The 24,728-nt window shown below is 66.0% G+C and carries 28 protein-coding genes; 16 read left to right on the plus strand and 12 right to left on the minus strand.

Features of this window, described 5'->3' with window-relative positions; genetic code table 11:
- Window positions 1-3 precede the first annotated feature (3 nt).
- Complete coding sequence (locus tag ACFOOQ_RS14785) at window positions 4-393, plus strand: response regulator (protein WP_379728025.1); 390 nt, start codon at window positions 4-6, stop codon at window positions 391-393.
- Here the strand turns inward: ACFOOQ_RS14785 and ACFOOQ_RS14790 are convergent.
- The 4 genes from ACFOOQ_RS14790 to ACFOOQ_RS14805 all read right to left on the minus strand — a co-directional run bounded on the left by ACFOOQ_RS14790 (window position 390) and on the right by ACFOOQ_RS14805 (window position 3,848).
- A complete protein-coding gene (locus tag ACFOOQ_RS14790) occupies window positions 390-770 on the minus strand; it encodes a response regulator (RefSeq protein ID WP_379728027.1) in 381 nt (126 codons plus the stop codon). The genes ACFOOQ_RS14785 and ACFOOQ_RS14790 overlap by 4 nt on opposite strands.
- A 179-nt stretch (window positions 771-949) precedes the next feature.
- Window positions 950-1,756 carry an alpha/beta fold hydrolase gene (locus tag ACFOOQ_RS14795; protein WP_379728029.1) on the minus strand — a complete coding sequence of 269 codons (807 nt, stop codon included), beginning with the start codon at window positions 1,754-1,756 and terminating at the stop codon, window positions 950-952.
- A 13-nt stretch (window positions 1,757-1,769) separates the two neighbouring features.
- Window positions 1,770-3,326 (minus strand): benzoate-CoA ligase family protein, encoded by a 1,557-nt coding sequence (locus ACFOOQ_RS14800; RefSeq protein WP_379728031.1) that lies wholly within the window; start codon window positions 3,324-3,326, stop codon window positions 1,770-1,772.
- A gap of 54 nt (window positions 3,327-3,380) precedes the next feature.
- Window positions 3,381-3,848 (minus strand): flavodoxin domain-containing protein, encoded by a 468-nt coding sequence (locus tag ACFOOQ_RS14805; RefSeq protein WP_379728033.1) that lies wholly within the window; start codon window positions 3,846-3,848, stop codon window positions 3,381-3,383.
- A 110-nt stretch (window positions 3,849-3,958) separates the two neighbouring features.
- Between ACFOOQ_RS14805 and ACFOOQ_RS14810 the strand changes: the two genes are divergently transcribed.
- The 5 genes from ACFOOQ_RS14810 to gpt all read left to right on the plus strand — a co-directional run bounded on the left by ACFOOQ_RS14810 (window position 3,959) and on the right by gpt (window position 9,143).
- Window positions 3,959-4,861: a helix-turn-helix transcriptional regulator gene (locus ACFOOQ_RS14810; protein WP_379728035.1), complete on the plus strand. Its 903-nt coding sequence runs from the start codon at window positions 3,959-3,961 to the stop codon at window positions 4,859-4,861.
- 96 nt (window positions 4,862-4,957) lie between these two features.
- Window positions 4,958-6,637, plus strand: a complete 1,680-nt coding sequence (gene boxC / locus ACFOOQ_RS14815) for a 2,3-epoxybenzoyl-CoA dihydrolase (protein ID WP_379728037.1) — start codon at window positions 4,958-4,960, stop codon at window positions 6,635-6,637.
- Window positions 6,638-6,648: 11 nt separating this feature from the next.
- The gene (gene boxB, locus ACFOOQ_RS14820) at window positions 6,649-8,061 is read left to right on the plus strand and encodes a benzoyl-CoA 2,3-epoxidase subunit BoxB (RefSeq protein WP_379728039.1); all 1,413 of its coding nucleotides are present in this window, start codon (window positions 6,649-6,651) and stop codon (window positions 8,059-8,061) included.
- A gap of 102 nt (window positions 8,062-8,163) precedes the next feature.
- Window positions 8,164-8,625 (plus strand): acyl-CoA thioesterase, encoded by a 462-nt coding sequence (locus tag ACFOOQ_RS14825; protein ID WP_379728041.1) that lies wholly within the window; start codon window positions 8,164-8,166, stop codon window positions 8,623-8,625.
- Window positions 8,622-9,143 (plus strand): xanthine phosphoribosyltransferase, encoded by a 522-nt coding sequence (gene gpt / locus ACFOOQ_RS14830; RefSeq protein ID WP_379728043.1) that lies wholly within the window; start codon window positions 8,622-8,624, stop codon window positions 9,141-9,143. Before ACFOOQ_RS14825 ends, gpt begins: the two co-directional genes overlap by 4 nt.
- Before the next feature lie 12 nt (window positions 9,144-9,155).
- Here gpt and ACFOOQ_RS14835 read toward each other — a convergent pair whose 3' ends face one another.
- Genes ACFOOQ_RS14835 through ACFOOQ_RS14850 form a run of 4 tightly spaced genes read right to left on the minus strand, consistent with a single transcriptional unit; the run spans window position 9,156 to window position 12,779 of the window.
- Complete coding sequence (locus ACFOOQ_RS14835; RefSeq protein WP_379728044.1) at window positions 9,156-9,797, minus strand: ABC-type transport auxiliary lipoprotein family protein; 642 nt, start codon at window positions 9,795-9,797, stop codon at window positions 9,156-9,158.
- Complete coding sequence (locus ACFOOQ_RS14840; RefSeq protein WP_379728046.1) at window positions 9,794-10,780, minus strand: MlaD family protein; 987 nt, start codon at window positions 10,778-10,780, stop codon at window positions 9,794-9,796. The genes ACFOOQ_RS14835 and ACFOOQ_RS14840 overlap by 4 nt, the downstream gene beginning before the upstream one ends.
- A gap of 26 nt (window positions 10,781-10,806) precedes the next feature.
- Complete coding sequence (locus ACFOOQ_RS14845; protein WP_379728048.1) at window positions 10,807-11,637, minus strand: ABC transporter ATP-binding protein; 831 nt, start codon at window positions 11,635-11,637, stop codon at window positions 10,807-10,809.
- A gap of 2 nt (window positions 11,638-11,639) precedes the next feature.
- Window positions 11,640-12,779 carry an ABC transporter permease gene (locus tag ACFOOQ_RS14850; RefSeq protein ID WP_379728050.1) on the minus strand — a complete coding sequence of 380 codons (1,140 nt, stop codon included), beginning with the start codon at window positions 12,777-12,779 and terminating at the stop codon, window positions 11,640-11,642.
- Window positions 12,780-12,871: 92 nt separating this feature from the next.
- Between ACFOOQ_RS14850 and otnI the strand changes: the two genes are divergently transcribed.
- Window positions 12,872-13,663, plus strand: a complete 792-nt coding sequence (gene otnI, locus ACFOOQ_RS14855) for a 2-oxo-tetronate isomerase (protein WP_379728052.1) — start codon at window positions 12,872-12,874, stop codon at window positions 13,661-13,663.
- Between the two features lie 20 nt (window positions 13,664-13,683).
- Here otnI and ACFOOQ_RS14860 read toward each other — a convergent pair whose 3' ends face one another.
- The 3 genes from ACFOOQ_RS14860 to ACFOOQ_RS14870 form a co-directional block, all read right to left on the minus strand.
- Complete coding sequence (locus ACFOOQ_RS14860) at window positions 13,684-14,982, minus strand: TRAP transporter large permease (RefSeq protein ID WP_379728054.1); 1,299 nt, start codon at window positions 14,980-14,982, stop codon at window positions 13,684-13,686.
- Window positions 14,982-15,521 carry a TRAP transporter small permease gene (locus ACFOOQ_RS14865; RefSeq protein ID WP_379728056.1) on the minus strand — a complete coding sequence of 180 codons (540 nt, stop codon included), beginning with the start codon at window positions 15,519-15,521 and terminating at the stop codon, window positions 14,982-14,984. The genes ACFOOQ_RS14860 and ACFOOQ_RS14865 overlap by 1 nt, the downstream gene beginning before the upstream one ends.
- 73 nt (window positions 15,522-15,594) lie before the next feature.
- Complete coding sequence (locus ACFOOQ_RS14870; protein ID WP_379728058.1) at window positions 15,595-16,614, minus strand: TRAP transporter substrate-binding protein; 1,020 nt, start codon at window positions 16,612-16,614, stop codon at window positions 15,595-15,597.
- A gap of 228 nt (window positions 16,615-16,842) precedes the next feature.
- Here ACFOOQ_RS14870 and ACFOOQ_RS14875 point away from each other — a divergent pair, with 228 nt between their 5' ends.
- Window positions 16,843-17,979 carry a TRAP transporter substrate-binding protein gene (locus tag ACFOOQ_RS14875; RefSeq protein ID WP_379728060.1) on the plus strand — a complete coding sequence of 379 codons (1,137 nt, stop codon included), beginning with the start codon at window positions 16,843-16,845 and terminating at the stop codon, window positions 17,977-17,979.
- 13 nt (window positions 17,980-17,992) lie between these two features.
- On the opposite strand, the gene ACFOOQ_RS14880 is transcribed toward ACFOOQ_RS14875, so the two are convergent.
- Entirely contained in the window at window positions 17,993-18,688 is a 696-nt protein-coding gene (locus tag ACFOOQ_RS14880; protein WP_379728062.1) for a DUF6969 family protein, read from the minus strand.
- 259 nt (window positions 18,689-18,947) lie between these two features.
- Between ACFOOQ_RS14880 and ACFOOQ_RS14885 the strand changes: the two genes are divergently transcribed.
- The 8 genes from ACFOOQ_RS14885 (at window position 18,948) to argE (ending at window position 24,687) form a co-directional block, all read left to right on the plus strand.
- Window positions 18,948-19,325, plus strand: coding sequence for a c-type cytochrome (locus ACFOOQ_RS14885; RefSeq protein ID WP_379728063.1), 378 nt, complete (start codon window positions 18,948-18,950; stop codon window positions 19,323-19,325).
- 141 nt (window positions 19,326-19,466) lie between these two features.
- Window positions 19,467-19,832 (plus strand): rhodanese-like domain-containing protein, encoded by a 366-nt coding sequence (locus tag ACFOOQ_RS14890; protein WP_379728064.1) that lies wholly within the window; start codon window positions 19,467-19,469, stop codon window positions 19,830-19,832.
- A gap of 90 nt (window positions 19,833-19,922) precedes the next feature.
- Window positions 19,923-20,519 carry a gamma carbonic anhydrase family protein gene (locus ACFOOQ_RS14895; RefSeq protein ID WP_379728065.1) on the plus strand — a complete coding sequence of 199 codons (597 nt, stop codon included), beginning with the start codon at window positions 19,923-19,925 and terminating at the stop codon, window positions 20,517-20,519.
- A 90-nt stretch (window positions 20,520-20,609) separates the two neighbouring features.
- A complete protein-coding gene (locus tag ACFOOQ_RS14900; protein ID WP_379728066.1) occupies window positions 20,610-21,260 on the plus strand; it encodes an RNA polymerase sigma factor in 651 nt (216 codons plus the stop codon).
- A 3-nt stretch (window positions 21,261-21,263) separates the two neighbouring features.
- Window positions 21,264-21,710: a hypothetical protein gene (locus ACFOOQ_RS14905; protein ID WP_379728067.1), complete on the plus strand. Its 447-nt coding sequence runs from the start codon at window positions 21,264-21,266 to the stop codon at window positions 21,708-21,710.
- Between the two features lie 5 nt (window positions 21,711-21,715).
- A complete protein-coding gene (locus ACFOOQ_RS14910; RefSeq protein ID WP_379728068.1) occupies window positions 21,716-22,276 on the plus strand; it encodes a periplasmic heavy metal sensor in 561 nt (186 codons plus the stop codon).
- Window positions 22,277-22,357: 81 nt separating this feature from the next.
- Window positions 22,358-23,374, plus strand: a complete 1,017-nt coding sequence (gene denD / locus ACFOOQ_RS14915; RefSeq protein WP_379728069.1) for a D-erythronate dehydrogenase — start codon at window positions 22,358-22,360, stop codon at window positions 23,372-23,374.
- Window positions 23,375-23,502: 128 nt separating this feature from the next.
- Complete coding sequence (gene argE, locus ACFOOQ_RS14920; protein WP_379728070.1) at window positions 23,503-24,687, plus strand: acetylornithine deacetylase; 1,185 nt, start codon at window positions 23,503-23,505, stop codon at window positions 24,685-24,687.
- The last annotated feature ends 41 nt before the right edge of the window (window positions 24,688-24,728 follow it).

Consider the following 24,728-nt stretch of genomic DNA (forward strand, 5'->3'; position numbering starts at 1 on the left):
GTCATGACCAAGCTGATGATCGTCGAAGACAACCCCGAAAATCTCGACATGCTGAGCCGGCGCCTGCTGAAGCGCGGCTTCGCCATCTGCTCGGCCGTCACCGGCGAGGAAGCCCTGGAAGCCGCACCGCGCGAGAAGCCCGACCTGATCCTGATGGATATCGGGCTTGGCGCCGGCCTCGACGGCCTGGAGACGACCCGCCGCCTGAAGGCCATGCCGGTCACGGCGCAGACGCCCGTGATCGCCTTGACGGCGCATGCGCTGGCGGCCGACCGGGAACTCAGCCTGGCGGCCGGCTGCGCCGATTACGATACCAAGCCGGTGGATCTGCCGCGCCTGCTGGCCAAGATCGAGGCGCAGCTCGGCAGCGCCACGACCGGTCACCCCGCCTAATCGGCGGCGGCCGATAGGCGCCCGGGCCGGGCCGCGGCGAAGGTCTCCCGCAAGGTCGCAAGGGATACCGGCTTCTGCAGCGCGCCCGCCATGTTCAGGCCCTGGCTGCGTCCCACTTCAATCGCCGCCCTGGCATAGGCCGGGCTGTGGCCGGAGATGATATAGATCGCGGCGTCGCTGCCGATACTGGCCAGCCAGCGGATCAGTTCGATCCCGTCTTCCTGCGGCATGACGATATCGAGGCAGATCAGATGCGGCGCGAAATCAATGCAGAGCGCGCGGAACCGGTCGGCGCGATCGGTCACCGCCACGGCAAACCCCGCCTTTTCCGCCACCCGGCGAACCAGTTCACCGGAATCCTGATGGTCGTCGATCACCAGGATGCGGGGCCGTTCAGAATCAGGGGCGGGGCTGGAAGAGGCTTGCTCCATGGCAGTAATGTACACTTACCCGCAGGACTGAAATAGCAGCGAGTCAAAAATATCGCAGCGCGCATTGCGGTTTGTCACAAGCCTGGCAGATGGCCGGCCAAGCGGCACGCAAAGCGGGCAGCCTTTCAGGCCTGCACTTTTGCCGCGAATCCGGCCAGCGCTTTCAGGGTTGCCTCGGGCTGGTCGCGCTGCGGGCTGTGACCGCACCCGGGCAGCAGCAAGGTCTCGACCGGGCCCTTCACGCGCCGGGCAATGCTGTCGACCTGGGCCGCGGTGCCGTATTCGTCGCCCTCGCCCTGGATCACCAGCACCGGTGCCGTGATGCGATCGACATAACCCTCGATGCTCCACTGCATGAAAGCGGGATCGAGCCAGGCATCGCACCAGCCGCGGAAGGCGCAGTCGGTATTGGCACCGTGATATTTCTCCAGCCGGCCGTGCAGGTCGCCGGTGGCATAGGCGCGATCGGCGGCGGCAATCGAGGTGACCGAGACCTCTTCGCAGAAACTGTGCGGCGCCAGCACGGCCAGGCCCAGCAATCCGTCGCGGACCGCCGCACCGGCATAGACCAGGGAAATCGAGGCGCCGTCGGAATGACCGAGCAGGATATGCTTGCCGATGCCAAGCGCCTTGAGCAGGGCCGGCAGCTCGCGCTCGCCCTCTTCATGCATGTAGGTGAGCGGGCGCGGTAATGCGCAGGGCGCCGAGCCGCCATAGCCGACCCGGCTGTAGACCAGCACCGGCAGGCCGGTGACGGCGGCCATGCGGTCGGGAAAATCCTTCCACAGCGCAATGCAGCCGAGCCCTTCATGCAGCATGACGATGACCGGCAGCGCGGCATCGCGCAGCCGCGGCCCCGCCCAGCGGTATTCGACGCGGCCGCCGGGCAGGTCGGCGTGATGCAGGCCGGAACCGGCCGCCGCTTCGTTCATCAGGCCCCTCTCATCAGGCAAGGTCTCGCAGTTTGAAGCGCTGGATCTTGCCGGTCGCCGTCTTCGGCAATTCGTCGACGAACTCGATCCAGCGCGGGTATTTGTAAGGCGCCAGCCGTTCCTTGACGAAGGTCTTCAGCTCCTCGCTGAGCGCCTCGTCGGCGCCGATGCCGTCCTTCAGGACGATATAGGCCTTCGGCTTGATCAGATCGTCGGTATCGGTGTGGGCGACCACAGCGGCCTCCAGCACCTTGGGATGCGCCGACAGGGCGGATTCGACCTCGAAGGGTGAGACCCAGATGCCACTGACCTTCAGCATGTCGTCGGAGCGGCCGGCATAGATGTAGTAGCCGTCCCTGGTCTGCAGATACTTGTCGCCGGTGCGCGTCCACGGGCCGTGGAAGGCGGCGAGGCTTTTCGCCCGGTTGTTCCAGTAAGCGATCGCAGAGGAAGGCCCGCTGACCAGCAGCTCGCCGATGCCGCCCTGCTCGACTGGATTGCCGTGCTCGTCGACGATGCGCAGGTCATAGCCCGGCACGGCCTCGCCAGTGGTCCCGTAGCGCACGTTGCCCGGGCGGTTCGACAGGAAGATATGCAACATCTCGGTCGAGCCGATGCCGTCGAGGATGTCGACGCCGAACAGCTGCTGCCAGCGCTTGCCGATCTCCTCGGGCAGCGCCTCGCCCGCCGAAACGCAGCGCCGCAGGCGGCCCGAGCCACTGTCCTTCGTGATGCCCTTGTCGGCGAGGATGCCGGCATAGAGCGTCGGCACGCCATAGAAAATCGAGCACTGGTGATCCTTCAGCCGCTTCATCACGGCCGCCGGCGTCGGCCGTTCGGCCATCAGCACCGCGGTGGCGCCGACATGCAGCGGAAAGGTCATGGCATTGCCCATGCCATAGGCGAAGAACAGCTTGGCGGCCGAGAAGACCACGTCGTCCTCGCGAATGCCGAGTACCTCCTCGCCATACAGCACGGCGGTATGGATCATGTCGCCCTGCAGGTGCATGGCGCCCTTGGGCGAGCCGGTCGAGCCCGAGGAATACAGCCAGAAGCCGATATCGTCCGGCGTGGTCGGCGCCGTCTCGAGCTGGTCGGACTGCTGCGCCAGCAGGTCGGCCAGCGGCGTCACGGTGGCGGGTACCTGGCCGGAGATCAGCACCTGTTTCAGGAAGGGCTGTTCGGAAATGATCGGACGGAATTTTTCCATCAGCGCGCCGGAGACGGCGAGCACGGCCGCCCGGCTGTCGCGCAGCAGGAAGTCGTAGTCTTTCGTGGTCAGCAGGGTGTTCACCGGCACCGGCACGGCGCCGATCTTCATGGCGCCGAAAAACATCGCGGGGAAGTCGATGCCGTCGAGCAGCGCCAGCAGGACGCGCTGTTCGGGCTGCACGCCCATCCCCTTCAGCAGGTTGCCGGCCTGGTTCACCCGGGCAGCGAGCGCGGCGTAGCTGTAGCGGCCCCGGTCGTCGATCACCGCGATCTTGTCGCCACGTCCCTCGGCGATATGGCGGTCGACGAAATGGCTGGCGGCGTTATACCGCCGTGGCAGCTCCAGAAAGCGCGGCATGAATCCCTCCCGAGGATTTTATATTATTAGGTCCCGGCCGCCGGCCGGCGGCAGTCAGGCCGCCTTGGCGAGCGGCTCCACCTGTTCGGCCCATGCCAGCGCCCAGGCCACGCCATCCTCTTCGGGCAGCGTGCCGCTGGATGCATTGTGCTGCATGCGCTCGCCGACGATGGTGGCATTCAGAGCCCGCAGGCCCTTCTCGAACTGGGCGCCGCCCTGGTTGAAAGTGTCCTGGTAGGTGGTGTCGCCGAGCCCGATGATGCCGACCAGCTTGCCGGTCAGGTCAGGCTTCACCGCCTGCAGGTCGGCGATAAAGTCGCGGGCATTGTCGGGCACGTCACCCTGGCCATAGGTCGAGGTGCAGATCAGGAAGGTGCCCGGCCGCTCGAAGACATCGGCCTTCAGAGTGTCCATCAGCAGCACCTCGACCGAATGCCCCTTGTCCTCCAGGGCCTTCTGGACATCGCCGGCAACCAGTTCGGCGGTTCCCGTCATGGTGCCGACCAGAATGGAAATCTGCATGAGTACCCTCTCCTCTTACGCACGTGACGCACGCGGCTTGGAATAGCGAGCCCGAACTATAACGCATGAGGCGCTGGCGCTCCACAGGAAATTGCACTATAATGCATCATATGAGCGAGAACCGCGACAAGGCCGGTCCCGACGATTCCGCTTTCCTGCTGGTGGTGGGCGAGCGGGTCCGCAATGCCCGCGCCCGCCGCGGCATGAGCCGCAAAATTCTGGCAAAGGATTCAGGCGTTTCCGAACGCTACCTGGCACAGCTGGAAAGCGGCGCCGGCAATATCTCGATCCTGCTGCTGCGCCAGGTCGCCCGCGCCATGGACCTGCCGATCACGGAGTTTCTCGGCGACCGCGCGCCGCTGACCGTCGACCAGGCCCTGCTGTTGCGCCAGGTCGAGGACCTGTCGTCGGAACAGCTGCAGGAACTGCAGGCCTTCATCCGCGACCGCTTCGGCGTCGCCTCCAGCGTCAAGCGCCATATCGCCCTGATCGGCCTGCGCGGCGCCGGCAAGACCACGCTCGGCCAGATCCTCGCCACCACCTTCGGCCTGCAGTTCGTCGAGATCGCCAAGGAGATCGAGGTCGAAGCCGGCCTCAGCCTGAACGAGATCTTCGATCTTTACGGCCAGGGCGCCTATCGCCGCTTCGAGCGCCGGGCGCTGGAGCGCATCACCGCCGATCCGGCACCGAAGGTGATCGCCACCGGCGGCAGCCTGCCGTCGGAACCCGCCACCTATGCCCATCTGCTGACGCACTGCTTCACCATCTGGCTGAAGGCACGGCCGGAAGAACACATGGGCCGCGTCGTCGCCCAGGGCGACATGCGGCCGATGGCAGGCCAGTCGGAAGCGATGGCCGACCTCAAGCGCATCCTCGCCCAGCGCGAGGCGCTCTATGCCCGCGCCGACATGGCCTTCGATACCGCCGGCCGCACGGCCGAACAGGCCGGCGCCGATCTGGTGATCGCTCTGCGCGCCCATCCTGCCTGGCTGGCCCGGGAGGCAGCGGAATAACCGGCCCGTGCAGGATATGCGAAATCCTGCAAAATAATTCTTGTCGGCCCGAAACGATGTATTATAATGCATATTGTTTCAAGGGAGGATCGCCTCATGGCCGCAAGCCAGGCAAACGGTGCCGCTCCGGTGGATTTCCGCACCGAGCCCAGCCAGTACAAGCATTGGAAACTCAGCATCGACGGCGCCGTCGCCACGCTCGCGATGGACGTCCGCGAGGACGGCGGCCTGCGGCCGGGCTACGAGCTGAAACTGAATTCCTACGATCTCGGCGTCGATATCGAGCTGCATGATGCCGTGCAGCGCCTGCGCTTCGAGCATCCGGAAGTCCGCTCGGTGGTCATCACCTCGGCCAAGGAGCGCATCTTCTGTGCCGGCGCCAACATCCGCATGCTCAACCAGTCGGCCCATGGCTGGAAGGTGAATTTCTGCAAGTTCACCAACGAGACGCGCAACGGCATCGAGGAGGCCACCGCCGAATCGAAGCAGACCTATATCGCCGCGGTGAACGGTCCCTGCGCCGGTGGCGGCTATGAATTGGCGCTGGCCGCCGACTACATCCTGATGGCCGATGACGGCAATACCTCGGTGTCGCTGCCGGAAGTGCCCCTGCTCGCCGTGCTGCCGGGCACCGGCGGCCTGACCCGCCTGGTCGACAAGCGCATGGTGCGCCGCGACCGCGCCGATTTCTTCTGCACCATCGAGGAAGGCATCAAGGGCAAGCGCGCCGTCGACTGGCGTCTGGTCGACGAGATCGTGCCGCGCACCAGGCTGGCCGATGAAGTCCGCGCCCGCGCCGAAAGCTTCGCGGCCAAATCCGACCGTCCGGCCGGCGCCAAAGGCATCGCGCTGACCCCGCTCGCCCGCAAGATCGAGGGCGACCGCGTCAGCTATGCCCATGTCGAGGCCAGGATCGACCGCGACAAGGGTATCGCCGAAATCACCATCGCCGGCCCGAAGGATGCTCCGCCGGCGTCCGCCGAGGCGATCCAGGCGCAGGGCGACCAGTTCTGGTCGCTGGCGCTGGCCCGCGAACTCGACGACCTGATCCTGCATCTGCGCACCAACGAGGAGACCGTCGGCATGTGGGTGTTCCGCACCCATGGCGCTGCCGAACTGGTCACCGCCTATGACGCCGCGCTGGAACAGCACAAGGCACACTGGCTGGTGCGCGAGATCCGCCTGTTCCTCAAGCGGACCCTGAAGCGCATCGACGTCTCGTCGCGCTCCATCTTCGCCCTGATCGAGCCCGGCTCCTGCTTCACCGGCACCCTGCTCGAACTCGCGCTCGCCGCCGACCGCAGCTACATGCTGGACGGCCGGATGGAGGGCGACAACCGCCCGCCGGCCACCCTGCGGATGACGCCGATGAATTTCGGCCCCTATCCGATGTCGAACGGGCTGAGCCGCATCGCCAGCCGCAACCTCGACAATCCGGCCCATGTTGACGAGCTGAAGAACCTGGTCGGCAACGATCTCGATGCCCAGGCCGCCGATGAAGCCGGCCTGGTCACCTTCACCCCGGACGACATCGACTGGGAAGACGAGGTGCGCATCGCCATCGAGGAACGTGCCGCCTATTCGCCCGATGCGCTGACCGGCATGGAAGCCAGCCTGCGCTTCGGCGGCCCCGAGACCATGGAGACCAAGATCTTCGGGCGTCTGACCGCCTGGCAGAACTGGATCTTCCAGCGCCCGAACGCCGTCGGCGACCAGGGCGCCCTCAAACTCTACGGCACCGGCCAGCGCGCGGCCTATGACCGCAAGCGCGTCTAGGGAGAACGATCATGGCTATCGACTATACGTCCCGCATCCCCAACAACGTCGACCTGTCGGATAACCGCCGCCTGCAGCGCGCGCTGGAAGACTGGCAGCCGAAATTCCTCGACTGGTGGCAGGACATGGGCCCGGCCGGCTTCCAGGCCCGCGAGGCTTACTTGCGCACCGCCACCAGCGTCGATGCGCAAGGCTGGGCGCAGTTCGGCTATGTGAAGATGCCCGATTACCGCTGGGGCATTTTCCTCGCCGAGCCGGAAAAGGACCGCAAGGTCAATTTCGGCGATCACAAGGGCGAGGATGCCTGGCAGGAAGTGCCCGGCGAATACCGCGGCGTGCTGCGCCGCCTGATCGTCACCCAGGGCGATACCGAGCCGGCCTCGGTGGAGCAGCAGCGCCTGCTCGGCCAGACCTGCCCGTCGCTCTATGACATGCGCAACCTGTTCCAGGTCAATGTCGAGGAAGGTCGCCACCTCTGGGCCATGGTCTACCTGCTCGACGCCTATTTCGGCCGCGACGGCCGCGAGGAGGCCGAGGCCCTGTTGCAGCGCCGCTCGGGCGACGACGACAAGCCGCGCATCCTCGGCGCCTTCAACGAGGCGACGCCGGACTGGCTCAGCTTCTTCATGTTCACCTTCTTCACCGACCGCGACGGCAAGTTCCAGCTCGCCTCGCTCGCCGAAAGCGGTTTCGATCCGCTGTCGCGCACCTGCCGCTTCATGCTGACCGAGGAAGCGCATCACATGTTCGTCGGCGAGACCGGCGTCAGCCGGGTGATCCAGCGCACCTGCGAGATCATGCGCGACTTCAAGACCGACGACGTGCGCAAGCATGGTGCTATCGACCTGCCGACCCTGCAGAAATACCTCAACTTCCATTTCTCGGTGTCGGTCGACCTGTTCGGCTCGGAAATCTCCACCAATGCCGCCAACTACTACACCATGGGCATCAAGGGCCGTTTCGACGAGACCCGCATCGGCGACGACCACAAGCTGACCGATGCCAGCTACAAGGTGCTGGAAGCCGACGGCGACAGCTTCCGCGAAAAGGAGGAAGCCGCCCTCATCGCGCTGAACGAACGCCTGCGCGACGACTATGTGGCCGACTGCGCCCGCGGCGTGATGCGCTGGAACCAGATCATCAAGCGCCATGGCATCGATTTCGAGCTCAAGCTGCCACACCGCGCCTTCCACCGCCAGATCGGCCAGTTCGCCGAGATGCGGGTCGACCCGCAGGGCCGCATCATCGGCCAGGCCGAATGGGACGCGAAACATCATGACTGGCTGCCGACCGACGAAGACCGGCTCTATGTGATCAGCCTGATGAAGCCGGTCACCGAGATCGGCAAATACGCCGGCTGGATCGCCCCGCCGGCCCGCGGCATCAACAACCAGCCGGTCGATTTCGAATACGTCCGCGCCTAAGCATCTGATTTTCCTCCCCTGACCACCTCCCGGGGCCCCGCAAGGGGCCCCGTTTTCATGCGCCCCTTCTTTTTTCCCGGAGCGCCCCCTATAAAATCCGGCATGTCCGCGCTGCCGATTCCCTATACCGTCCGCCGCACCGTCAAATGGGGCGAATGCGATCCGGCGGGCATCGTCTACACGCCGCGCTTCCTCGACTGGATAATCGAAGCCGCCGAAGGCTTCTTCGCCGACGTCATCGGCGTCGACTGGTTCCACCTGAACCAGCGCGACGGACTCGGCTCGCCCAGCGTCAGCACCCGCATCGATTTCCACAAGCCGATCAAGCATGGCGAGCCGTTCGCCATCGAGGTGCTGGTGCGCAAACTCAGCCGTTCGACCATCACCTACGCGATGCGTGGCCGCAACGGCGCCGGCGAGCTGTGCTTCAGCGCCGAGCTGGTATCCTGCATCATCGACAATGCCCGCATGAAGTCGGTCAGCATCCCCGACCCGATGCGCGCCAAGATCATTGCTTACCAGGCCGCTACCGCGGCCCTGCTCGAGGGAGAGACCCGTCCATGACCGAAGGCCACGGCTACACCAAGTTTTTCCCGGTGTCGTGGGAAGAACTGCACCGCCACTGCAAAGCCCTGGCCTGGCGCCTGCTCGACGCCGCGGAAAGCAACGGGGGCCACTACAAGGGCGTCGTCGCCATCACCCGCGGCGGCCTGGTGCCGGCCGCCATCGTGGCGCGCGAACTGGAAGTCCGCGTCATCGAGACGATCTCCTGCTCGACCTATGACGGCCTGAACCGCACCGACAGGGTCGACATCCTGAAACCCGCCACTGCGGCCATGGCCGACCAGGGCGAAGGCTGGCTGATCGTCGACGATCTGGTCGATACCGGCGTGACCGCGAAAGCCGTGCGCGCCCTGCTGCCCAAGGCGCATTTCGCCACCATCTATGCCAAGCCGAATGGCCGGCCGCTGGTCGATACCTTCATCACCGAGGTCAGCCAGGACACCTGGATCCTGTTCCCGTGGGACCAGGAGGCGGTGATGTCGAAACCGATCGTGGAACTGCGCGGCGGCGGCCGCTGAGCCGCCCGCCGTTCACTCGGCGCGCTTGCGCCCCGTCATCAGGGTCCACTGCACGGTTTCCTTGAGCACGCCGCCGAGGGCAATGTCGAAGGCCTCGACCACCGCAAGGATGTCGCCGCTTTTCGCCGGCGTCACGCGCTCGAAACTGGCCGAGGCGACAATCTGCTGGCGCGGCTGGGCAATCAGCTTGGAATTGAGCTTGATCCGGATCTGCGGAATTGCCGAGCCCGGCATCAGTTCGGCCTGGAATTCGCGCAGCTCGCTCTGCAGATTGAAATCCGAGCGCAGGCCGACCGACTGGCGACCGACCGAAACGATCTTGCCGGTGCTCTCGAAGCTTTCGATCAGCAGGGTCTGCACCATGCGCGGCACGCGTTCGGCCCAGCGCGCCTCGGGATAGTATTTTACCTCGTAGGGATTGGTCATGATGGCGATGCGGTGGGTGTCGAGCCCGCCGGCCGCATAGGGCTCTTCCACCACCAGCTGCCAGTCGGCGCGCGGCAGGTCCTCGATGAAGGTGGTCTTCGGCGACAGCGCATACAGGTTCGACGGCGGCGCCTGCGGCAGGATGCCACCACAGGCGGACAGGCTGCTCGTGGCGCCAAGCGCGGCGGCACCGGTCAGCAGGCGGCGGCGCGAAATGCGGATCGTCATCGTTTGTCTCCCTGCCCCTTGTATTCGGCGTCGCGATTGCCGAACAGCACCGCGCTCGGATCGTCTTCCAGCCGCTGCGCTACCCGCGACAGGCTGGACACCAGGATGCGCGCCTCGGTGATGAAGCGGCGGAATTCGCCGAAGCCGTCGGTGGTGATCGCCTGGATCGGCGCCCGGTTTTCGTCGACCATGGCCTGAATGCTGGCCAGCGTGGTGTTGAGCTGCTTCATCGAGACCTTGGCATCATGCACGGCGTCGGCAGCATCGCCATTGACCAGCCTGTTCGTGCTTTGCAGAGTCGTCTCGGCCTCGCTCAGCACCCGGTCGAGCTTTTCGGCAACCTGCCGCGCGGCATCCGCAGCCTTGGCGATATCGGCGCTGGTCTTGCCGAAATTGTCGAGCGCCGTGGCGATCGAGTCCTGCCGCGTCGCCAGGGTCTGCGAAATCTGATGCAGGTCGGCAATGAAACCGGTCAGGTTGTTCAGGTTCTCGTCGCTCAGCACTTTCGCAGCACGAGTCAGCAGTTCCGGTGCCGCCTCGACCAGGGTATCGATGGCCGAGGGCTTCGACTTGATGGTGGGGTATTTCGCGGAATCATCGCCACGCACCGGCTTGATCAGCTCGGCTTCCGGCGAACCCGGCGTGATCTGCACGTAGGACACGCCGGTGATGCCCTGCAGTTGCAGCGTCGCCTCCGAATCGGCACGGATCGGCGTGTCGGCAGCCATTTCGGCGGTGACCCGCACCCGGCTGGTGTTCTGCCGGTCGATACTGATCTGCGACACGGTGCCGACCTTGATGCCGTTGAAGCGGACATCGCCGCCGACGCCAAGCCCGGCCACCGAACCGTGGAAATAGATATTGTAATGGGCGACATCGCGGTCGACCTGGGATTTGGCCAGCCACAGCACGAACAGCACGATGGCGACCAGGAAGGCCAGCATGAAGCTGCCGATCAGCAGATGGTGTGCCCGGGTTTCCATAGCCTGCCCTCTTCTCCCGCCACCGCTCAGCGCGGCGGCGATCCCCTGTCCAAGTGTTCGGCGTCAAGTTGTGCAGTGACGGCTGCGGCCCGTGCGCGCGGCCCGTGGAAATATTCCCTCACCCAGGGATGCCGGTCCTCCAGCATGGCCGACATCGGCCCGCTGATCAGCACCTTTTTCTCGGCCAGCACGGCAATGCGGTCGCAGATCGCATAGAGCGAGTCGAGATCATGGGTCACCATGAAGACAGTCAGCCCCAGCGCCTGCTGCAGGTCGCGCACCAGCTGGTCGAAGGCGGCGGCACCGATGGGATCGAGGCCGGCGGTGGGTTCGTCGAAAAAGACCACTTCGGGATCGAGCGCCAGTGCCCGGGCCAGGCCCGCCCGCTTGCGCATGCCGCCGGACAGTTCGGCCGGCAGCTTGCGACCGGCATCGGCCGGCAGGCCGACCATGCGGATCTTGGCGGCGGCGATCTCGTCGAGCAGGTCCTGCGGCAGGTCGTAGAATTCCTTCAGCGGTACCTGGATGTTCTGCGCCACGGTCAGCGACGAGAACAGCGCGCCGTCCTGGAACAGCACGCCAAACCGCTGGCGCACCGCGCGCATCGCCTCGGCATTGCCATGGATCATATCCGTGCCCAGCAGGTCGATGCTGCCGGCGGCGATGCGGTTGAGCCCGATGATGCTGCGCAGCAGCACCGACTTGCCGGTGCCCGAGCCGCCGACCACGCCCAACACCTCGCCGCGCCAGACGTCGAGATCGAGGTTCTCGTGCACGATGTTCTCGTCATAGCGGTTGACCAGGCCGCGCACCCGGATCACTGCTTCGCGGCCATTGCTGGCTGAGGGTGTGGCCATCGTCACAGCCCCATCACGCTGAACAGGATCGAGAACATCGCATCGAACAGGATGACCAGAAAGATCGACTGCACCACCGAGCGCGTGGTCAGCCGACCGACACTGCTGGCATCCAGCTTGACCCGCAGGCCCTCGTAGCAGCCGACCAGGGCGATCAGCGAGGCGAAGACCGGCGCCTTGATGATGCCGAGCAGGAAGGTGGTCAGCGACACCGTGTCATGCAGCCGGCGGAAAAACAGGAAAGGATCGATGCCGAGGTTGCTCCAGGCCATCAGCGCGCCGCCGGCCAGGCCCATCAGGTCGGCGAAGAAGGTCAGCACCGGCAGGGTCAGCATCAGCGCGAAGACCCGCGGCAGCACCAGCACCTCGACCGGGTTGAGCCCCAGCGTGCGCATGGCAGCGATTTCCTCGTTCACCTTCATGGCGCCGATCTGCGCGGTAAAGGCACTGCCCGAGCGACCGGCGATCAGGATGGCGGTCAGCAGCACGCCGAGTTCGCGCAGCACGGAAATGCCGATCAGGTCGACGACGAAAATCTCGGCGCCGAATTTCTGCAACTGGCTGGCGCCCTGGTAGGCCATCACCATGCCGATCAGGAAAGACAGCAGCCCGACAATGGGGATCGCCCGCAGGCCGGTCTCCTCCATGTGGTAGACCATGGAGGTATAGCGCAGCCGGCCGGGATGCCGGGCCTCGATCACCATGGTCTCGACCACCTGGCCGATGAAAGCGACAAAGCGCCGGGCCTCGCGCAGGAAGAACAGGGTCAGCCAGCCGAAATAGACCAGCAGGTTGACCGCCCCGGTGCCGCGCCAGGCCGGCCGCGGCGGCTTGCGTTCGATCTCGCCGACATAGTCCAGCAACGTCTTGTATTCGGGGCGCGGGTCGGGCCATTCGACCGTGGCGCCCTGCTCGGCCATGCGATCATACAGCCGGTGCAGCAGAACGGCGCCGGCGGTATCGAGCTTGTCGAGCCGCGATGCATCGACCACCGCGCGGCGCTGGCCGGCCGCCCCCGCGCCGGCGATCAGTCCGGCCAGCGCCGCCGCGCTCGGCAGGGTCCAGGCCCCGGTCAGGCGCAATTGCAGCGCCGTGCCGGAACGCTCGATCGTCAGGCCGCCTGACGGCTGCGGTTTGGACATGATCCCCGGGCCAGAAAACGAGAAGGCTTGCTCTAGAGTTACCAGAAATGACAGTCTCGGCAAACAGATGCCGCAGTCCCCCGGAGCCCGTCATGCCCCGTTTTGCCGCCAATGTCAGCTTCATGTTCCAGGAAGACCCCTTCCTCGACCGCTTTGCCGCAGCGGCCGGACAGGGCTTCGAGGCGGTCGAGTTCACCTTTCCCTATGATTTCGCGCCGGCCGCGGTGGCGGCTGCCGTCCGCGATGCCGGGCTGCAGGTGGTGCTGTTCAACACGCCGCCGGGGGATTACGCGGCCGGCGAACGCGGCCTCGCCGCCCTGCCGGCGCGACGGCAGGATTTCCGCGCCTCCATGATGCGCGCCTTCGAATATGCCGAGGCGCTGGCCTGCCCGCGCATCCACGTGATTGCCGGGGTGGAGCCGCCCGGCGCCGACCGCAAGGCGTTGCGTGCCTGCTTTCTCGACAATCTCGCCTGGGCGGCCGAACAGGCTTCCGGCCTCGGGCTGACACTGATGCTCGAGCCGATCAACCGGCGCGACATCCCCGGCTTCTACCTGTACGACTATGACGAGGCCGAGCGCATCATCGACGAGATCAGTGCACCGAACCTGCGCCTGCAGTTCGACTTCTACCACGCGCAGATCACCCACGGCGACGTCATCAAGCGCTTCGAGCGCCAGCTGTCCTGCTCGGCCCACATCCAGATCGCCAATCCGCCGGACCGCCGCGGCCCCGGCCGGGGCGAACTCGACTACCGCTTCATCTTCGGGCAGATCGACGCGCTCGGCTATGACGGCTGGGTGTCCTGCGAATATCGTCCCGGCGACGAGGGCACCGTCGCCAGCCTCGACTGGATCCGCGACTACGGCGTCCGGCCCCGCTGAGTCTGGCCCGCGCTGAGTCCTCACTTCATCAGGGCGGGCAGAAACAGCACGATCTGCGGCACCGCGATCAGCAGGATGATCCGCACGGCATCGGCGACCACGAAGGGCACGATACCGCGGATCACCGTCTGCAGCTTGACCTGCCCCACCCCCTGGATGACGAACAGGTTCATGCCGACCGGCGGCGTGATCAGGCCGATCTCGACAATGGTGACGATATAGATGCCGAACCAGATCGCATCGATGCCGAGCGCCTGGGTGATCGGAAAGACCACCGGCAGGGTCAGCAGGATCATCGCCAGGTCGTCCATCAGGCAGCCGAGGATCAGGTAGAAGACCGTCAGGATCACCAGGAACATGGTCGGGCCGAGGTCGAGGCGCTGGACCTGCTGGATCAGGAACTGCGGCACATTGGTGCCTTCGAGAAAGAAATTGAACAGGCCGGCGCCGATGATGATCAGGAAGATCATGCCGCTGGTGCTGGCGGTTTCGACCAGCGAGGCCTTGAAGCGGTCGCGGCCCATGGTGCGGCCGGCAATGGCGAACACCAGCGCGCCCACCGCGCCGACCGAGGCAGCCTCGTTGGGCGAGAAGATGCCGCTATACATGCCGCCGATCACCAGGGCGAACAGCAGGCCGACCGGCCAGACCGTACGCAGCGTCCGCATCCGCTGCGGCCAGGCCATGCGTTCGCCGGCAGGCCCGAGTGCCGGGTTGAGCCGCGTGGTCACCGTGATCGCCAGCATGTAGAGCACGGTCCCCAGCAGGCCCGGCACCAGGGCGGCAATGAACAGCTTGCCGAGCGACTGTTCGGTCAGCAGGGCATAGATCAGCAGGATGATCGACGGAGGAATGAGAATCCCGAGCGTGCCGCCGGCGGCGATGGACGCGGTGGCGAGGCTGTCGGCATAGCCGTGCCGGCGCATTTCCGGCAGCGCCACCCGGCACATGGTGGCCGCCGTGGCCAGCGCCGAGCCGCAGATGGCGCCGAAGCCGGCGCAGGCGCCGACGGTGGCCAGTGCCAGGCCGCCGCGGTAATGGCCGAGGAAGGCATAGGCCACGTCGTAGAGCTGGCGCGACAGGCCGGCATAGGAGGCGAAGACGCCCATCATGACGAACAGCGGCACTACTGACAGGCTGTAGGGGAACACGCTTTCGAACGGCGAGGTGCCCATCACATAGGCGAGCCCGGCCCAGCCCTGCAGGTAGAGAAAGCCGGCAGCGCCGACGATGCCCATGGACACCGCCACCGGCACGCGGAGCACCATCAGCAGCAGCACGGCGGCGAAACCGATCAGGCCGACGAATGCGGGATCCATCAGACGATCTCCTCATCCAACGCTGGCGGCGTTGAGGCCGGCACCAGATCGCGACCGGCGACCAGGGCCGCCAGATGCCGCAGCATCACCACCAGCGCCACGGCGGCGGCAAAGAAGGCGCCGGCCAGCAGCGGGTACCAGAACCAGGTCATCGGCCAGCCGATGGTCTGGGACTTGTCGCCCAGCGTCGCCACAGTCTCGAACTGGCCGATGCCGTACCAGCCGATCGCCGCCATCAGCACCGCACCGAACAGGGCCGCCAGCGCCTTGCAAAAGGCCTGCAGGCGAAACGGCAACTGCTCGACGCCGATATCGACCGAGACATGGCTGTCGGCGATGAAACCGTAGGGAATGGTCAGGAAGGCGGTGGCGACGATCATCATCTGGGTGATGTCGACTGTGCCGATGATCCCCTCGCCACCGGCGTTGCGGATGACGATGTCCGCGCAGGTGATGATGCCGGCCAGCAGGGCACAGACGGCCCCGGCCCTGGCGGCCCAGGCGGCGGCGGTTTCGGACAGACGGTAGAGCTGGATCATGGGCAACCGGGGATGAAAGAACGGCCCGCCGCAGCCAGGACATGGCGGCGGCGGGCCGGGGGACGGGACAGGCTCAGTGCTTGCCTTCGTATTTGGCGACGCGCTGCTGCATCTCGGTATAGATCGCCCGGGCATTGGTGACGCCCTGCTTCTCGAGATCGCCGAGCAGCTTGTCGATGGTCGGCTTCAGCGCCGCGCGCCAGCGGGCCCGTTCGGCATCGGTCAGCGAGGTGATGACGTTGCCCTTCTTGCGTGCGGCCTCGAGGCCCGGCGCATCCCAGGCATTCCACCAGTCGCCGAACTTCACCGCCAGCGCATCGCCGGTGGTGTCGTCGATCGCCTTACGCACATCGGCGGGCAGGCTGTCGTACTTCTTCTTGTTCATGACGAAGTAGAAGCTGGCGGTATAGGACCGCGCATCGAGGTGATACTTGGTCACCTCGAACAGGCGGAAGGAATTGATCGGGTCCCACGGGAAGACGGCGCCGTCGATCACGCCGCGCTGCAGGTTCTCGTAGACATCGCCCGGCGGCAGGCCGACCGGGATCGCGCCAAGCTGCTGCAGCATGGCGTTGATCTGCGGGCTGGGCGACCGGATGCGCAGCCCCTTCAGGTCGTCCATGGTCTTGACCTGCTTCTCGCGGGTATGGATCAGGCCGGCATTATGGGCGTGCAGCGCCAGCACCTTCACGCTGTCGGGGAATTCCTGGGCGAAATACTTCGGGTACATGTCCCACAGGGTGCGACTGGCTGCGTTGGCGGTCTGCACCAGGAAGGGAAACTCGATGATGCCCATGCGCGGGAAGCGGCCGGCCGGCAGGCCGCGCAGGCCATGGGCGATATCGACCACGCCGCTGGACACCTGTTCGAGCTGGCGCGCCGGATTGCCGAACGGGCTGCCGCCCGGATAGATCGTCACCTTCACCTTGCCGTTGGTGCGCTTGGCGAGATCCTCGGCCCAGGGCTGCAGCCAGTCGCGCTGGATGCCGTGCCCCGGCGGCAGGAAATGGCTGAGCTTGAGTTCGATCTCCTGGGCGCGCGCCGGACCGGCGGTGCCGGTCAGTGCAAAGCCGGCGACGACCGCCGCGGCCATTGCTGCACGCGCCAATACCGCACGTGCCCATACCGCACATGCGAAGACTCCCGTCCGAATGGATGCCACGATTTTCCCTCCCGCAAAGTTTTTTATGGCCGGTCGCAGAATAGTTACATATGTAACTAAGGTCAAGGCAACGGCGGCATAGACGCCGCCCCGGCCCGCGCATAAGGTGCCGCGCGTCGGATTTGTCTGCCGACGAATGTTCGCGTGCGAGGACGAAAGATGGCGCGCCTGGTAACGGTTGCCGGTCTGGCCCTGGTTGTCGGCCTGTTGCTTGGGATCGGGTGGACGTCACTGCAGCGTTCCGCACTGTCGCCGGTGGCGCGCGCCGTGCATGAGCAGCAGCAGCCGGTGCTGGACACCGCGCCGACCGTCACCGAAGCCCCCTCCGACCACCGCGTGCTGACCGTCGCCAGTTCGATCCCCACCACCGCCATCGAGATCGGCACCATGGCGGTCACCACCGCCGAAAAGCTGGCCCGCGTTTCCGATGGCCGACTGGAACTGAAGCTCAACGAGCCGGGCACGCTGTTCCCGACCAGCGAATTGTTCGACAAGCTGTCGAACGGCGACGTCGATGCGGTCTGGGCCTCGACCAACTTCTTTGCCCAGCGCGACTCGGTCTTCTGGCTGTTCTCCACCGTGCCGTTCGGTCCGCCGGCCGGCGAATACCTCGCCTGGCTCGCCTATGGCGGCGGCCAGGAGCTGATGGACGCGAGTTTCGCCCGCTTCAACATCAAACCGGTGGTCTGCACCGTGCTGCCGCCGGAATCCGGCGGCTGGTTCCGCCGCGAGATCACCGGCGTCGACGACCTCAAGGGCCTGAAGATGCGCTTCATGGGCATCGGCGCCCGGGTCATCGCGCAGCTTGGCGTCGATACCGTGGCACTGTCGGGCGGCGACACCTTCTATGCCTTGCAGAGCGGCGCCATCGAGGCGGCCGAATTCTCGCTGCCGGCGATCGACCTGAAATTCGGCTTCGACAAGGCGGCCGGCCATTACTACTTCCCCGGCTGGCACCAGCAGGCCTCGCTGATCACCCTGCTGGTCAACGCCAAGGTCTGGGAAAGCCTCAGCGATGCCCAGCGCGGCCAGATGGAGGCCGTCTGCGGCGACAACATCCGCGAGAGCATGGCCGACGGCGAGGTCCAGCAGGTCAAGGCACTGCAGGAAATCCGCGCCAAGGGCATCGCCATCAGCACCTTCCCGCCCGCGGTGCTCAGCGCGCTGAAGGATGCCTGGGAGAATGTGGTGCGCGAGGAAAGCGCCGCCAATCCGGAATTCAGGAAGGCCTGGGAGTCGTATTCCAGCTTCCGCGAATCCTACGCGGCCTGGAAAGACCTCGGCTACCTGCCCTGATCTGCTGAACCGTTCAGGCCGCCAGCGAACGGCGCAACTGCCGCACCCGGCGTTCGACCGAGATATCCAGTGCCGCCGTCACTTCGAGGCTGCGGTCTTCCAGGGCATCGCCATGCGGGTTGGCGCGCGCGCGCGCCTCGACGGCGGCATCGCGGCGGCGCACCAGTTCGACGATCTCCGGCTGGAACAGCCGCAGCAGCCCGGCGATCCAGCCGTTGACCTCCGGCACCGTCCGGCGACTGCGGATCTCGAAATGGTCCAGCATGGTGATGACATCGCGGGCGGCATACCAGGTCTCGTCGGTGACCCAGCGGTTCACCGTGAACAGCCGGATCGGCAGGCCGTAATTGTCCATGGCGACACCGACGATGTGCGCCAGCGCGGCCTCGCCACGCGGCCAGTGCGCGCCGACCTGCGGTTCACCGGCACAGCGGCCGATGCCGGGTTTGGCATGGCGCATCGGCTCGAAGCGCTCGGACAGCACATGCGGGCGCTGGAAGATATGGAAATGACCATGCTCGCGCGGATCGCTGCGATGGGCGTGGTAATAATACTGCGCCCCGGTTTCCGGGTCGTAGACATCGCCGGCCGGATAATGCCGGCGCTCGAAGAACTCGTCCTCGCCGTGCAGCAGTTCGGCCACCAGATTGCTGCGGCGTGCCGCCAGTGACTGCTGGATACGCAGCACCTCGAGGCCGGCCGTCAGCATGCCCTGCAATCTTACGCGACCCAGATTCGCCATCATGTTCATTGGACGCCACACCTCCGGCACTCGGCGGGGCAGACTAGGCAGGCCGTTCTTAAGCGCTGGTAAATGCGGCAACGCGCCACTGTTCCCCGCCCGAGTCGCTGTGCTAGTTTTTTGCCGCTTTATGGAAATTCTGGTCTCGGGGGCGATTCGGGCCCCGGCAGAGCAGAACAACCGGCCGGACCCATAACCGGCCAGACCCGCTGAGGAGCCCCATCCGATGTCTCGCACGCTTTTCTCCGCCGTTGCCGCCCTTGCCTTCGGCCTCGGCATTGCCAATGCCCATGCCGCCGGCGATGCCGCCGAGGGCAAGAAGTCGTTCGCCAAATGCCATGCCTGCCACCAGCTCGTGGAAGGCAAGAACGGCGTCGGCCCCAGCCTGCATGGCCTGTTCGGCCGCAAGGCGGGCACGGCGCCGGGCTACAAGTATTCGTCCGCCATGCAGAGCAAGGGCGTGACCTGGGACGAAGCCACCCTCAGGCAGTATCTGACCGACCCTAAGGGCTTCGTGCCGGGCAACAAGATGGCCTTCCCTGGCATCAAGAAGGAGAGCGAGCTGGAAAACCTGATCGCCTACCTCAAGGACGCGACCAAGTAAGTACCTGACCGTAATTCCGTGCGAATGCCCCTTCCGTCCGGCGGAAGGGGCATTTCACGTTTAATAGTGTGAAATAAGAATATAACAGTCGTCACACATAAATTCATTGTATTCCACACTCCAAGATCATATCTCTTTCCCATGGACAACCGCACGAGCAGCCCCCGGATTTCCCCCGCCAGCATTTCGGCCGAAACGCTGCGTGGCTGGCTGGCTGCCGGCGAGGCGGTCCTGATCGACGTGCGCGAGCCCGAAGAGTTCGCCGACGAATACATCCCCGGCGCCGTGCTGGTGCCGCTGTCGACCCTCGATACCGCCGTCCTGCCGGACGCCAACGGCAAGCGTCGCGTGCTGAGCTGCCTGAGCGGCAAGCGCTCCGCGACCGCGCTGGAGCGTCTGGCCCGGCGCGGCCTCACCGACCTGCTGCATCTCGAAGGTGGCCTGCTGGCATGGAAGATCGCCGGCGGCGAAACCATCGAGACCGATGACGAGGCCGCCGCCGCCTGATCCGGGCGCCTGATCCGGGGCAGCCGTCGCCCTTCCCTCTGCCTGCCTGCCTTCGCTAAGGTCGTCCGGTCATAAGAACCGGAGGACACAATGCCCGTGCACGGCCCTGACGTGGTGCTGAACAATCCCGCCTATCTGCACGAGACTGCGCAGATCTACGGCAAGGTGCGGATCGAGGAAGGCGCCTCGGTGTGGATCAATGTTGCCATGCGCGCCGAGAATTACGAGATCGTCGTCGGGGCCTACACCAACATCCAGGATTTCGCGATGCTGCATGTGGGCGGCCAGACCGGCACCTATGTCGGCGCCCATTGCTCGGTCACCCACCACTGCACGATTCACGGCTGCACCATCGGCGACAACTGCCTGATCGGCATCGGCTCGACCATCATGGATGGCTGCGTGATCGGCAGCAACTGCATCATCGGCGGCCACACCTTCCTCAAGGAAGGCACGGTGATCCCGGATAACTCGGTGGTGGTCGGCAGCCCCGGCAAGGTGATCAAGACGCAGAACAACTATGTCCGCTGCCGCCTGAATGCCTGGCTCTATTATCGCAACGCGCTGGCCTACCGGCAACAGCAGTACCGCGACTGGGACGCCCCCGAAATGGCCCGCGCCGTCGGCGAGGAGATCGCCCGACTGACGGAAGAGCTGAAGGCTCTCGAATCCGCCGGAAAAGCCTGAATTCGCTGGTTTTTCGCTTTTTGCGCAGGAATGCCGCCATGGTCCCGTGTAGACCCACAGTAAGCAATGGCCGAGGCGGAGTTCTCCCGGATGCAAGCCACTCTCGCGCTGCCCGCGTTTTCCCTGTCCTGGCCGTCGGCCGGGGCGGCGGTACTGCGCCGTGACATGACGGAAGCCGACGACACGGCCCTGATGCTGCAGGTCGCCACCGGCGACCGCCGCGCCTACGGCCAGCTCGTCGAGCGTCATCTGCGCCATGCCGTCAACCTCGCCTACCGGGTGCTGTTCAACCGCGCCGATGCCGAGGAGATTGCCCAGGAAGCCTTCCTGCGGGTCTGGCAGCATGCCGGTCGCTGGCGCAGCGATGGCGGCGCCACCTTCCGCACCTGGCTGAACCGCGTCATCGTCAACCTGTGCATCGACCGCAAGCGCAAGCCGTCGATGGCGGCACTGGACGACCAGCCCGATCCCGTCGATCCGGCCAGCAGCCCCTACGACACGGTGCTCGGCGGCGAAACGTCGGCGCGGGTCGCGGCGGCGCTGGGAACCCTGCCCGAGCGCCAGCGCGCCGCCATCGTGCTGTGCTTCTGGGAAGGCGAAAGCAATATCGTGGCAGCCGAAACGCTCGGCATCACGGTCGGTGCGCTGGAATCCCTGCTGGTGCGGGCCAAGCGCGCGCTGCGCGACGCCCTCGACGACACACTCGGCCCGGACGCGGCCGGCGGCCCGGACAAGGAGTAGGCCATGAACCTCGAACGCTTTGCCGATCTGATCGCCGCCTACGGGACCAACCCGCAGCGCTGGCCGGCAGCGGAACGCCAGGCCGCACAGAGCCTGCTGGCCGCCTCGGCCGAGGCGCAGCGGCTGGTACAGGAGGCGCAGGCCTTCGATGCCCTGCTCTCAATATCACCCCTGCCCGCCATCGAACCGAGTGCCGCCCTGCGCAGCCGCATCATGGCGCAGATCGGCCCGGCTCCGCGCTCCGTGGCGGGTTGGCGCAGCCAGATTGCCGAAGCCATCGGCCTGCTGTTCCCCGGCGGCCGCATGATGCCGCAGCTCGCCGCCCTGACGCTGGCGCTCGCCATCGGCATCGGCGCCGGTTTCACCAACATCCTGCCGGTCGATACCCAGGACAACGATCTCGTCACGCTGCAGCTCAGTTCTGCCGTGCCCGTCTATCTGGAGGAGTAAGCATCATGAGCGCCCCCGACGCTGTCGCCGCGCCGCCGCGCAAGCCGCGGTTCAACCGATGGCTGGCCGCCGGCCTGATCGTCTCGGCCGCCGTGAACCTCGCCTTCATCGGCTGGGGCGCCGCCCGCTATATCCATCACAGCCGCATGGCCGACCGGCCGCCGAGCGGGCAGATCGAGGAACAGATCACCCGTCGCATGCCCGAACAGGCCGCCGCCGCTTTCCGCGCCGCCATCGAAAAGAACAGCCGCGTGCCGCGCGGCGCCTTCCTGCGCTTCCGCCATGACATCGCCGCCGCCATTGCCGCCGATCCCTATGACCGGGCCAAGCTGTCGGCCCTGCTCGACGAACACCGGCGCCGCCTCGATACCTTCCAGGAAGGCATCCAGTCCGGCCTGCTGGCGGCGGTCGAGGCGATGACGCCGGAGCAGCGCGAGCAGTATGCCCGGCGCATGCTGCGGCACGGCCCGCCGGGTGCACCGCCACCGGGCGCACCGCCGCGACCGGATGGACCACCGGGCCCGCCCGGCGCCGGCGGCCCGCCGCCGCCTCCACCGCCGGAGTAACCGCTTCACAGTCTGGTTGCGGCGAGCGGCCTTGTCTGGCCGCCGCCGGATGGCTAGCGTGAGTCTCCTAGGGAGACGCACATGCTAAACATCGTCATCACCGGCGGCGCCGGTTTTCTCGGCCAGAAACTTGCCCATGAGCTGCTGCAGCGCGGCACGCTGATCGGCCCGGACGGCAAGCCGCAGCCGATCGGCCGCCTGACCCTGTTCGACACCGTGGCGGCGCCCGGCCCCGACACGCCGCGGGTCACTGTCGTCACCGGCGATATCGGCGATGCCGATACCGTGCAGCGCCTGATCGGCAGCGACACCCATTCGGTGTTCCATCTCGCCGCCATCGTCTCGTCGGGCGCCGAAGCCGATTTCGACGGCGGCTACCGCGTCAACCTCGAAGGCACCAAGAATGTGCTGGAAGCCTGCCGCGCCATCACCAGCATCAACGGCAGTCACGTGCCGCGGCTGGTCTTCGCCTCGTCGGTCGCCGTCTACGGCGGCAAGTTGCCGCAGACCGTCACCGACGACACGCCGCAGCGCCCGACCACCTCGTACGGCAACCAGAAACTGACCGGCGAGCTGATGATCAACGACTACAGCCGCAAGGGCTTCGTCGACGGCCGCGCCATCCGGCTGCCGACCATCATGGTGCGGCCCGGCCGCCCCAACAAGGCGGCCTCGACCTGGGCCAGTTCGATCATCCGCGAGCCGCTGTCGGGCGTCGATGCCACCTGTCCGGTGCGGCCGGACAGCCCGATGGCCTGCCTGTCGCCGCGCCGCACCATCGATGCCTTCATCCGCATGCACGACCTGCCGGCCGCCGAACTCGGCGTCGACCGCGCCCTGCTGCTGAGCGGCATCCGCGTCACCGCCGGCGAGATGGCGGCCGCCGTCGAGCGCAACAAGGGCAACCGCAAGACCGGCACCATCCACTGGACGCCGGATGCCGCGATCCAGAAGATCGTCGACGGCTGGCCCGGCGCCACCCAGTCGGACCGGGCGAAGGCGCTCGGTTTCACCACCGATACCTCGATCGACGAGATCGTCCAGTCCTTCATCGCCGACGACCTCGACAGCCAGATCCGCAGCCTGCAGGCCGGCTGACCGGGCCTGATTTTTATTTTTGTCATGGCCGGACTTGTTCCGGCCATCCACGTCTTGCACTTTACAGAACCCAGACACGTGGATGCCCGGCACAAGACCGGGCATGACACCCAATATACAGGTTCCCCATGGCCAAACCGAGCAAGACGTCCCTCGACATGATCCGGCAGCTCGTCGAGATGCCGACGGTCAGCCGCGATTCCAACCTCGACCTGATCTACTGGATCCGCGACCATCTGAACGGCATGGGCGTGGCGGCCACACTGGTGCATGACGTGACCGGCAAGAAGGCCAACCTCTACGCCACGCTCGGGCCCCAGGACCAGCCGGGCATCATGCTGTCGGGCCATACCGACGTGGTGCCGGTCGACGGCCAGGACTGGCAGACCGATCCCTTCCGCATCGTCGAGAAGGACGGCCTGCTCTATGGCCGCGGCACCAGCGACATGAAAAGTTTCGTCGCCATCGCGCTGGCCTATGCGCCGCAGTTCCTGGCCCAGCCGCTGCAGACGCCGATCCATTATGCCTTCACCTACGACGAGGAAGTCGGCTGCCTCGGCGCCAAGCGGCTGATCGAGGTGCTGAAGGACATGCCGGTCAAGCCGCGCGCCTGCATCGTCGGCGAGCCGACCGAGATGCAGGTGATCGCCCAGCACAAGGGCAAGAAAAGCTGGCGCGTCGACGTGCGCGGCTTCGAATGCCACTCCTCGCTGATCCATATGGGTGCCAATGCGGTGGAAGCCGCCGCCGAACTGATCGCCTTCATCAAGTCGATGGCACGCCGGAAGCGCGACGGCGGTCCCTTCGACCGCGAATTCGCGCCGCCCTATACCTCGCTGCATACCGGCACCGTGCAGGGCGGCACCGCACTGAACATCGTGCCGAAGGACTGCAGCTTCCTGTGGGAGATCCGCTATCTGCCGCAGGACGATGTCGACGCGCTGTATGACGAGGTGGTCGCCTACGCGAAGGAAAAACTGGAGCCGGAACTGAAGGCCATCGATCCGGCCTGCGGCTTCAGCTTCACGCAGATTTCCGGCTTCCCCGGCCTCGCCACGCCGGACAGCGCCGGGGTGATCAGCCTCGGCAAGGTGCTGACCGGCGCCAACCGCATCTCCAAGGTGTCCTTCGGCACCGAGGCCGGGCTGTTCTCGGAGACCGGCATCCCCACCATCGTCTGCGGCCCCGGCTCGATCGAGCAGGCCCACAAGCCGAACGAGTTCATCGCACTCGAGCAGATCGCGCTCTGCGAAGCCTTCATGGACCGCCTGGTGGAGCGCGTCCGCGGCGACGCCCGCGCCCTGCCGATCTGACCGGACAGGCCTGCCGGGATAAATATCCGGTAACATTCCGG

Origin of the sequence: Ferrovibrio xuzhouensis (assembly GCF_042648965.1) — a bacterium.
In the GTDB taxonomy this organism is placed as follows: Bacteria; Pseudomonadota; Alphaproteobacteria; order Ferrovibrionales; family Ferrovibrionaceae; genus Ferrovibrio; species Ferrovibrio xuzhouensis.